The organism is Phocaeicola sp. RTP21198st1_B8_RTP21198_201120 (assembly GCF_040929485.1).
Classification (GTDB): Bacteria; Bacteroidota; Bacteroidia; order Bacteroidales; family Bacteroidaceae; genus Phocaeicola; species Phocaeicola dorei.
Genome location: NZ_JBCOCI010000113.1, coordinates 1 through 10,075 on the forward strand (window position 1 = coordinate 1; position 10,075 = coordinate 10,075).

Consider the following 10,075-nt stretch of genomic DNA (forward strand, 5'->3'; position numbering starts at 1 on the left):
AGTAACGGATATAAAATTCTTTCTTTTCAGACTTACAAAGCTGTATGCTTAATCCCCCAGGTTTATCGGGTGAGCCTGTCTTTCCTTGTTGAATACTTCTGTTCTTATACTCGTTTACCCAATCAACCAGTAAAACCTTTGCCTTTTCTGAAATGGTTACGGGTGTTCTATTGTTCGATATTTCAAGAATACGTTGTGCCCTTATTGCATCAGCAGCTTTCATTGTATGCTTGTTTTGCTTTCTTGCTTCCGAGGAATTCTCTGGGATAAGGTACAATTTCAGAAACTCATACCGCCTCTTCTTCTCGTAGTAAATATCGAGATAGATAGACTTGTTTCCATTTTCCAGTTCCTTGAACCGGATGCGTACAGGGGTTGATTCTATTTTCTTGGTACGAGCCATATACTTGAATTGCTTATTTTCTTCTACAAAGATAGTGATTTTAATCGAAAACAGGTGCTTTTTTGCACAACAAAATAGTAACATAAAAACTGTAAATAACACTATCGATGGCTAAAATCAACAATAAATGCAATTCTACATTCTTTTTATAAAAACCTGATATACATTGATATATTGTGCAATAATTGCATTTTTCTTGTGTTTTGTTTTTATATTCTATATATCCCGCCATTCCTGGGCAAGTATAGCCAAGACGAAAAATATCTCGATTGGTATTATTAGCGAAGCGATGGGGCATGATTCAGAAACTACTACACAAATCTATCTTTCGTCTATACAGACTAATCAGATAGATAATGCAAATAGAAATATTTTAAAAGATCTATAAGAAGGGGAATATTTGAATTATTTTGAAATTAGGACGCACTCTTATATAGAGAGCGTCTATCGGCTGCAAAGATATAGATTTATTTTTATTTTCTAGTATTTACAGATTGTAAACTGATAAAAAAGTTTTTTTTCTCTCTCTATATATCATAAACTTATGGGCTGATTTAATTCATACAACTTACTACATTAATGGAAATCAGAAATTTAAGAAATCGGACGCTCTCTATATAAGAGTGCGTCTGTTTTTAGTCGGATTATTCCACTATGAGTATTGTAAATAACAAGGGCAAAGACATGCCACAACAAATTTTGGGAACGATGGTTCAAAAGACCGACGACGCCGTAGGCATATTCCGAAATGATCAGGAAAAAAAGCATTGGTATGTGGCTGTTGTAAATAACAGAAGTGAAAAAGCCTGTCAGGATAGATTACGAAAACGTTTGAAGAACGAAACTGATAGTGAGAAAGCTTATGAAGTTTATGTCCCTATCCAACAGGAGATGAGTATTCGTCATGATGGTAAACGTAAAAAAGTGGACCGTATTGTTTTTCCTGCTCTTGTTTTCATTCGCTGCACAGATTCAGTAAGACGGAAAGAAATAGTCTGCCTTCCTTATATAAAACGTTTCATGGTTAACATAGCCGGTTCTTCCCGAAATACTTGCCGTCCCGTAGCTATTATTCCAGATCATCAGATGTACAGCTTGATGCGTATGGTCAATGATGCCGAAGAACACGTCACTATTGAGTCATGCCCTCTGCATTTGGGCGATCGTGTCCGTGTAAACGGTGGCAAACTGGTAGGATTGGAAGGGAATATATGTCGTGAGATAGATGGTTCTACTAGTCTGGTTGTAAAAATTGATATTCTTGGATGTGCTAAAGTTACCATTGCTAGAGGATTGCTGGAACCTATAGCGGAAAAAAACTCAGTTAACATATAAATTATATATTGACAGACAATGACCATAGCAGTAGACTTTGACGGTACTATTGTTGAGCACAAGTATCCGGCAATCGGCAGGGAGTTGCCGTTTGCCATTGAGACATTGAAAAAATTGCGTGACGAACATCACAGGTTGATTCTATGGACAGTGCGTGAAGGGCGTCTGCTTGACGAGGCTCTTGCCTTTTGCCGTGATCGCGGTCTTGAATTTTATGCCGTGAACCGCGACTATCCGGAGGAGGAAAAAGGGCGTAACAATCATTACTCACGCAAGCTCAAAGCCGATCTTTTTATAGATGACCGCAACTTGGGAGGCCTTCCCGATTGGGGTACTATTTATGGAATGATTCATGACGGAACCACTTTTTCGGATTTGATACGTAGTGCCGGTGAATCTCCTGTTTCGGAGAATCCCGGCAGAGGCCTTTTCTCGCGCCTGTTTGGCAGATGATTGAATAATAAATGAAAAAACTGATATGAAGACTTTAAAGAAACTATTATTGTTTGTTGTGGCGTCCGCCTTGTTGGCAGGCTGCACCTCCTATAAAAATGTACCTTACATGCAGAATCCCGAGGTCGTGAACAGTTACAGGGAAGATCTTCCCCTTTATGATGCAAAGATTATGCCGAAAGATCTGCTGAGTATAACTGTGAACACGAGTGACCCTCAGGCTGCCGCTCCTTTTAACCTGACGGTACAGACTCCTCTGAATGCAGCCCTGACCAATATTAATACTACCACACAACCCACTCTCCAGCAGTACCTGGTAAATAACAAGGGTGAGATAGATTTCCCCGTTATCGGTCGTCTGAAGGTAGGCGGCCTTACGAAAAACGAGGCGGAAGATTTGATCCGGGAGCAATTGCAGCCCTATCTGAAAGAGAGTCCTATCGTTACAGTCCGTATGGCAAATTACAAAATTTCGGTATTGGGAGAGGTGAACCGTCCGGGTACTTTTACCGTAGGAAATGAAAAGGTAAATATCCTTGAAGCCCTTGCCATGGCGGGAGATATGACTGTTTATGGCGTCCGTGACAATGTGAAACTGATTCGTGAGGATGCAAAAGGCAAGCGTGAGATTATCAATTTGAATCTTAATAATGCAGAGCTGGTTGTATCTCCCTATTACTACCTGCGCCAGAACGATATCATCTATGTAACGCCCAATAAGACAAAAGCCAAGAACTCGGACATTGGCAGCAGCACCAGCATGTGGATCAGTGCTACATCCATTTTGGTATCTCTTGCAAGCCTTCTGGCAACCATCTTGAAATAAAACTCATAAATATAATTGTTGATTACAAACTGTTGATATGACTGACGAACAGAAGAACACCCCTTCGGGTACCGAGCAACGTGAGGAGAACGTTGATCTTTATGCCTTGTTTTTTAAATATTTTGCCTATTGGCCGTGGTTTGTAGCCAGTGTGCTGGTTTGTATTATATCTGCTTTCATCTATCTCCGCTATCAGGCCCCCGTCTATAATGTTGATGCGGCCGTACTCATCAAAGAAGGTGACAAGAAAAGTGGAAGCAGCAATAATCCTATGGGAGCCCTTCAGGATCTGGGTATGTTCTCCATGACTAACAATTTTGACAATGAGGTGGAAATCCTGAAGTCAAGAACCTTGATTAAAAAGGTGGTGAATCATTTGAATTTGTATATTTCAGTGGCTGAGGAACGTATGTTCGGCTATAACACTCCTTTATATAAGTCCACTCCGGTAAAAGTTTATATGACTCCTGAAGAGGCAGACAATCTGGAAGAAGGAGTCGAGCTTCATCTAAAATACACCATGAATGGAAAATTGGATGTAAAAGTGGAATATATGCTTGACGAGGAGAAGCAGGAGGCTGAGGTAAGTTTTGACAGTATTCCGGCTGTTTTCCCCACTCCAGTAGGAGTTTTCAGTTTTACAAAGAATGACTCGGTCCCGCCTTTGGAAGAAGATATGAATCTGATGGCATACGTTAATTCTCCTACAGATGTGACGGAAAGTTATGTAGAGAATTTGTCAGTGGAACCCACTTCGAAGACTACCACAATTGCTGCCATCAGCTTGCAGAATACGGTAAAGCAGCGCGGTATCGATTTCATCAATTGTTTGGTTGACTTTTATAATCTGGACGCGAATGACGAGAAGAATGAAGTGGCTCAAAAATCTGCAGAGTTTATAGACGAACGTATTGGCATTATCAATCGGGAGTTAGGTACTGCCGAAACGGAACTTGCCGATTTCAAGCAACGCTCCGGATTGACCGATTTGACCAGCGATGCCCGTCTGGCTTTGGAGGAGAGTTCGAAATATGAACAGCAGCTGACCGAGAATGCCACCCAGTTGAGACTGGTGGAGTCCTTGCGTAACTACGTGAACAACCCGAAGAATGCAAACGAGGTGATTCCCGCTAATGTAGGGTTGCAGGATCAGAATTTGGGTTCTATCATCAACCAATATAACACGATGCTGATCGAACGCAAGCGTTTGCTTCGTACCTCTTCCGAAAACAATCCTGCGGTAATCAATATCAATACGGGCATCGAGTCCATGCGGCACAATGTGCAGACTACCGTGAACAGTGTACTGAGAGGGTTGCAGATAGCGCAGTCCAACCTTGAACGTCAGGCACGGAAGTTTGAAGGCAGGATCAGCAGTGCGCCGCAGCAAGAGAAAGAATTTCTTACTATCTCCCGCCAGCAGGAAATCAAGGCGACCCTTTACATTATGTTGCTTCAGAAGCGTGAGGAAAACGCAATAACCCTGGCATCCACTGCTAATAACGGACGTATCATCAAAGCTGCTCTTCCTAGTAAAAAGCCGGTTTCTCCTAAGAAGATGGTTGTTATGTTGGCCGCTCTTGTATTGGGTATGGGTATTCCTGTAGGTCTTATTTATTTGAAGGATTTATTAAAATATAAGATAGAGAATGCTGAGGATGTGGAGAAGATAACGGATGTTCCTATTTTGGGTGAGCTTCCTTTAAGTAAGAAGCCGGAGAAAGGTGCCATTGTGGTTCAGGAGAATCAGAATGGTATGATGGAGGAGGCTTTTCGTGGTCTGCGTACCAATATGTTGTTCATGCTTGGTGCCAGTCAGAAAGTGGTGCTTTTTACATCCACACAGCCGGGTGAAGGTAAATCTTTTATTGCAGGCAATACGGCAGTCAGTCTGGCCTATATGGGTAAGAAAGTTGTTATTGTGGGTTTGGATATCCGCAAGCCTGGGCTGAACAAGGTTTTTAATCTGTCCCATCGCACGGAAGGTATTACCAATTATTTGGCTGATCCCGAGCATACCAATCTTTTTGATATGATACAACATTCGGATGTAAGTCCTAATCTTGATATTCTTCCGGGTGGTCCTATTCCTCCCAATCCTACAGAGTTGATGGCGCGTACGGTGCTGGAGGATGCAATAGAGAAATTGGAAGAGCGTTACGATTACATTATTCTTGATACGGCTCCTATTGCTATTGTGACCGATACTGCTATTGCCAGTCGTGTGGCTGATATGTGCGTGTATGTGTGTCGTGCAGATGTTACTCCGAAGTTGGGGTATCAGTATATTAATGTGCTGCGGGATCAGAAGAAATTCGATAAATTGGCTACGGTTATTAATAGTATTGATTTGAATTCAAGAAAGAGTGGCTATGGGTATAGCCATAAGTATGGCTATGGATATGGTCATAAGTATGGTTACGGATATGGATATGGTCATAAGTATGGTTACGGATATGGATATGGTATGAAAAAATAACAGGAGATCACTTTTATAATGTGATCTGATAATAACAACCTACCATGAAAGACAAATTAGCATCCTACAACCACTTGATCGAGACCTTTGTGATTGTCACCGAGACCTTTCTTTACGGTCTGCTATTCCTGCTTTTCAGCAAGCTGTCCAATGAGATGCAGTGGGATAGCCTGCAGGTTGGTGAAACCACCGTTCTGCAAGTCATGCTTACACTGATGTTATGTTACGCCCTTTGCGTCGTAAGCACTCAATGGCTTCCTTGAGCTTATAAAAAAGAAATATGACCTAAGTAAAAATAAAGATAGGCGGAAGTATATTTATGACATTTGGGACATTATAGGAAGTAAGTACTCAATTTAGGCAGGTACTCAATTTATAGCTATAAATTAAAAGGCTTATTTTCGCTGCAATCAAAATTTAAGAACTAAAGAATATCCGTGTGTCATTTTTAACAAGTGATTGTGAATTTGAAATGCTTAAAGGAGTTGTCACATCTAACGAAACGGCTTTCAAAACAGGCAAAAAAGACACATACCATTATTTGAATGATTTTCAAGAATAATTAGAGGATTTTTTTATATAGACCCCATAAAAACAACTCGTTGGAATATGATAAGAAATGACTTTTTAACCACTGTAGAAAAGATTAATTGTCAAAATAAATAATAAAGTTAACATGTTAATTTGCAAATGAATTTATTCAAATACATGGTGACAAATAATGAAAAATCCGGCAGAAAACAATAAGCGTGTAGCCAAAAACACGTTGTTCCTTTATTTCCGTATGATTCTTATCATGCTGGTTACCCTTTATACGTCAAGGGGCGTGCTGGCAGAATTGGGTATTGATGATTATGGCATTTACAATGTTGTAGGAGGAGTGGTTTTAATGTTCTCTTTCCTGAACAGTTGCATGTCTACCGCTACACAGCGTTTTCTTACATTCGAGCTTGGTCGAGGTGATACGGACAAATTAAAAAATGTGTTTGCTGCAGCCTTAAACATCCATATAGCTATCGGTATTTTAATAATATTTCTGGCCGAAACGATTGGGCTTTGGTTTGTCAATGAAAAGCTGGTCATTCCTGATAACAGGATTGCTGCAGCCAATTGGGTCTATCAGTTTTCCATATTGACTTTTTGCATCAACATCATTCAGGTGCCGTATAATGCAGTCTTAATTGCACATGAAAAGATGAATGTATATGCGTACATAAGCATATTGGAAGCCTTATTGAAATTAGGCATAGTCTATTTGCTTGTAATTGTATCGGCGGATAAGCTTATTGTCTATGGAATGCTTGTCTTTGCTGTGCAATTGATTATACGGATTGTCTATCAGATGTATTGCAGGAGACATTATGAAGAGAGCAGGTTTAAACTGTTTTGGGATAAAGCTCTGTATCAACAAATGTCTGGCTTTGCCGGATGGAATCTGTTCGGCAGTGTGGCATGGCTCGTGCGTGATCAAGGGACCAATATTGTCCTTAATCTTTTTTTCGGTCCTGCAATTAATGCTGCTCGTGGGGTGGCATCCCAGGTCTCAAATGCCGTTATGGGGTTTATCTCTAATTTTCAAGTAGCATTAAATCCCCAGATTACCAAGGATTATGCAACCGGAAATATAACCGGAATGGAACGGCTTTCTTATTTAGGGATAAAGTATTCTTTTCTGATATTGTTTATGATGGCATTTCCTCTTTGCTTGAACATTGATTACGTGTTGCATTTATGGTTGGTCGATGTGCCTGACTATGCTGCTTTATTCATTATATTGATAATGATAGATGCATTGTGTGGAACACTTTTTGGGACTCCTTTTATGACATCTTTGTCAGCAACGGGGTGGATACGGAACTACCAAATTGTTGTAAGTTGCATCATATTGTGCATTTTTCCGATCGGGTATATTGCATTGAAGTTCGGCTGTAGCGCATCATCGGTGTTTTATATTTCAATATTCTTCACACTCATTGCAGGTTTTGTTCGTTTTCTGTTCTGTCGGAGTCTGATTGGCTATTCATTGAAGAAACTTATAAAGGATGTTTTATCTCCTGTAGCCGGAGTGACGGTTCTTTCTTTGCCGTTGCCTGTTTTCATAAAATATCATTTCCTTGAAGCTCAAACTCTTGGTAATTTCATTTCACTATGTATAATTACCGCTATTGTCACTATGACCATTTCATGGTTTATCGGCTTGAAAAAGACTGAAAGGAATACGCTTATTTCCGTCGTAAAAAACAAACTTCATAAAAAATGAAATTGATTTGTGAGAAAGAGTTATGTACGGGATGTGGACTGTGCGCCGCAAGGTGTCCCAAACATTGCATATCCCTGGTTGCTGAAGAATTGGGACATCTTTATCCGTCCGTTGATCAGAAGAAATGCATTGATTGTGGGCTTTGTCAAAAAGCATGCCCATCGTTGCATGATACGGTATGTCTGTATCCGTCAGTGGCATACGCCGCATGGTCGAAAGACGAAGAAGACTATAGAAGCAGCACTTCCGGCGGTATGGCTTCTGTATTGACTCATTATTTTTTAGCCAATGTAGGTATCGTTTATGGATGCACTGTAATACCGGGCATTGAAATTAAGCATATCCGCATAGATAATCTTAAAGATGCATATAAATTGAAAGGCTCTAAATATGTGCAAAGCAGTATCGTTGATGTCCTGTCACAAATTAGACAAGATGTAAAAGATGGAACAAACGTATTATTTATCGGGACACCTTGTCAAGTGACAGCTGTCAAGCGAATGTATGAGGAACAACCTGATAATCTTTTCTTGGTAGACCTTATTTGTCATGGGGTGCCTTCAAATAAATGGTTGGTTGACTATATAGCAAATACTCTCAAAATAAAAGCAGATAAAGTTTTTAGCATTGGTTTTCGGTTATTTGAAGCTTTTAGTCTATGTGTATATAATGATGATAGGTTGATTTATAAGTCCGGAGATCTATGGACACACCGTTATGAAGATTTATATTATAACACTTTTATTGACGGTTTTACCTATCGAGACAGTTGTTTTAATTGTCATTATGCCAAACCGGAAAGAGTATCTGATATAACTATCGGAGATTTTTGGGGATTGGGTAATGAAACTGACGATAATTATATTCCCAAACATCCGTATGGCATTTCCTGTGTTCTTCCTCTTACAGAAAAAGGTAAAAGACTCATTTCGATTGTAAAGGATAAGCTGAATATTTACGAACGTCCAGTTACGGAAGCCATAAACGGTAATGACCAGCTCAGATTTCCCAAAAAGAAAAATCTAAGAATAAAGTTTTTTAGAAGAATCCATAAATACATAGGAGTAGATGCTGCCTACAAACTATGTGTTTGTGATAAGATTGTAAAATATAAGATTAGAAAAATAATAAGATAGTAGCATTATAATATGGAAAATAGAAAAAAGAAATGTGGTATCGTTACATTTCATAGCTCACATAATTACGGCTCTGTTCTACAGGCTTATGCTATGGTAAGAGTCATGCAGAAAATGGGACTTGATGCAGAACTGATAGATTTTCGCCATCCCAGAACAACAGATATGTATGAGTGGAGACTATGGTCTACGTATAAAAACTGGAAATGGAATTTGCGAGAATTGGTATTGCGTGGCTTATTCAGTTTTGGGAAAAAACGGGAACAGGTATTCTCTGATTTTATTGAAAATGTGCTGAAAAAATCCAAAAGGGTAAAAGATAAAAATGATATACCGGATATCTATGATATTTTAGTTTGTGGCTCGGATCAAATTTGGAATCCAAAGGCATCTGGTGAAAACGACCCTATATATTATCTTGATTTTGGCACGACTACTTGTAAATTCTCATACGCTGCGAGTTCCGGTTCGGTCAGATTTGGTGATGAAAATCCTGAACTGTTTAAAAAGTATTTGCAAAACTTGAAATCAATCGGTGTAAGGGAGCGATTTATGCAGGAATATATTAAAGAAGAATTGGGATTAGTATCAGAGATTAATCCGGATCCTACTTTTTTATTAAATGCCTCAGAGTGGTCAGAAATAGAAAAACCATATAAAGGATTACCTGATAATTATTTATTGATTTATACAATAAAAAGACCGAAAGAGACGATAAATTTTGCGCATCAGGTTGCTGTTTCTTTAAATTTGCCAACTGTACAAATTTGCAATGATAGAGACTTGAACGCATTAATGCATAAAGATGTTGATTATAGATTAATGAATGTTTCTCCACAACAATTTTTATGGCTGTTTCATCATGCTTCGTTTATCGTAACAAACACATTTCATGGTAATATGTTTTCTGTGATTTACCGAAAAAACTTTGTTCATTATGGAATAAATTCAAGTGATACAAGAATCTCTACGTTACATGATGAAATAAGACTGAAAAACAAAATCGTTTCTTCATTCGAAATAGATCAAAGGATTATTGATTACAATTTAATAGAAGAAAATGTTGCATATTATTGTAAATGTGGATTGAATTTCATTCAAGCTAATATAAATGATGATTAAATCGTTTAATCATATCTTTTATAAACAGTAGTAAAAACGTTTAAGTGTACCTATTATATAC

7 protein-coding genes and 4 pseudogenes are annotated in these 10,075 nt (G+C 38.8%); 10 read left to right on the plus strand and 1 reads right to left on the minus strand.

All coding sequences use genetic code 11. The features are described from left to right. Positions 1 to 403: pseudogene (locus AB5935_RS22245) on the minus strand (Arm DNA-binding domain-containing protein); the annotation flags it as partial. Positions 404 to 620: 217 nt separating this feature from the next. Here AB5935_RS22245 and AB5935_RS22250 point away from each other — a divergent pair. From AB5935_RS22250 to AB5935_RS22295, 10 genes and pseudogenes are all read left to right on the plus strand, one after another. Next, positions 621 to 791, plus strand: a pseudogene (locus tag AB5935_RS22250) (site-specific integrase); the annotation flags it as partial. A 296-nt stretch (positions 792 to 1,087) separates the two neighbouring features. Continuing rightward, a complete protein-coding gene (locus AB5935_RS22255) occupies positions 1,088 to 1,738 on the plus strand; it encodes a UpxY family transcription antiterminator (protein WP_368327577.1) in 651 nt (216 codons plus the stop codon). A gap of 18 nt (positions 1,739 to 1,756) precedes the next feature. Further along, complete coding sequence (locus tag AB5935_RS22260; protein WP_005848428.1) at positions 1,757 to 2,191, plus strand: BT0820 family HAD-type phosphatase; 435 nt, start codon at positions 1,757 to 1,759, stop codon at positions 2,189 to 2,191. Between the two features lie 25 nt (positions 2,192 to 2,216). After that, the gene (locus AB5935_RS22265; RefSeq protein ID WP_007837491.1) at positions 2,217 to 3,017 is read left to right on the plus strand and encodes a polysaccharide biosynthesis/export family protein; all 801 of its coding nucleotides are present in this window, start codon (positions 2,217 to 2,219) and stop codon (positions 3,015 to 3,017) included. A 37-nt stretch (positions 3,018 to 3,054) separates the two neighbouring features. Further along, positions 3,055 to 5,496 carry a GumC family protein gene (locus AB5935_RS22270; protein WP_368327578.1) on the plus strand — a complete coding sequence of 814 codons (2,442 nt, stop codon included), beginning with the start codon at positions 3,055 to 3,057 and terminating at the stop codon, positions 5,494 to 5,496. Between the two features lie 44 nt (positions 5,497 to 5,540). After that, positions 5,541 to 5,738: pseudogene (locus AB5935_RS22275) on the plus strand (undecaprenyl-phosphate glucose phosphotransferase); the annotation flags it as partial. A 479-nt stretch (positions 5,739 to 6,217) separates the two neighbouring features. Further along, entirely contained in the window at positions 6,218 to 7,756 is a 1,539-nt protein-coding gene (locus AB5935_RS22280) for a hypothetical protein (protein ID WP_011965581.1), read from the plus strand. After that, a pseudogene (locus AB5935_RS22285) lies at positions 7,753 to 7,893 on the plus strand (4Fe-4S binding protein); the annotation flags it as partial. The gene AB5935_RS22280 and the pseudogene AB5935_RS22285, both read left to right, overlap by 4 nt. A gap of 117 nt (positions 7,894 to 8,010) precedes the next feature. Continuing rightward, positions 8,011 to 8,892: a Coenzyme F420 hydrogenase/dehydrogenase, beta subunit C-terminal domain gene (locus AB5935_RS22290; RefSeq protein ID WP_368327579.1), complete on the plus strand. Its 882-nt coding sequence runs from the start codon at positions 8,011 to 8,013 to the stop codon at positions 8,890 to 8,892. Positions 8,893 to 8,904: 12 nt separating this feature from the next. Further along, complete coding sequence (locus AB5935_RS22295) at positions 8,905 to 10,014, plus strand: polysaccharide pyruvyl transferase family protein (RefSeq protein WP_054350261.1); 1,110 nt, start codon at positions 8,905 to 8,907, stop codon at positions 10,012 to 10,014. The last annotated feature ends 61 nt before the right edge of the window (positions 10,015 to 10,075 follow it).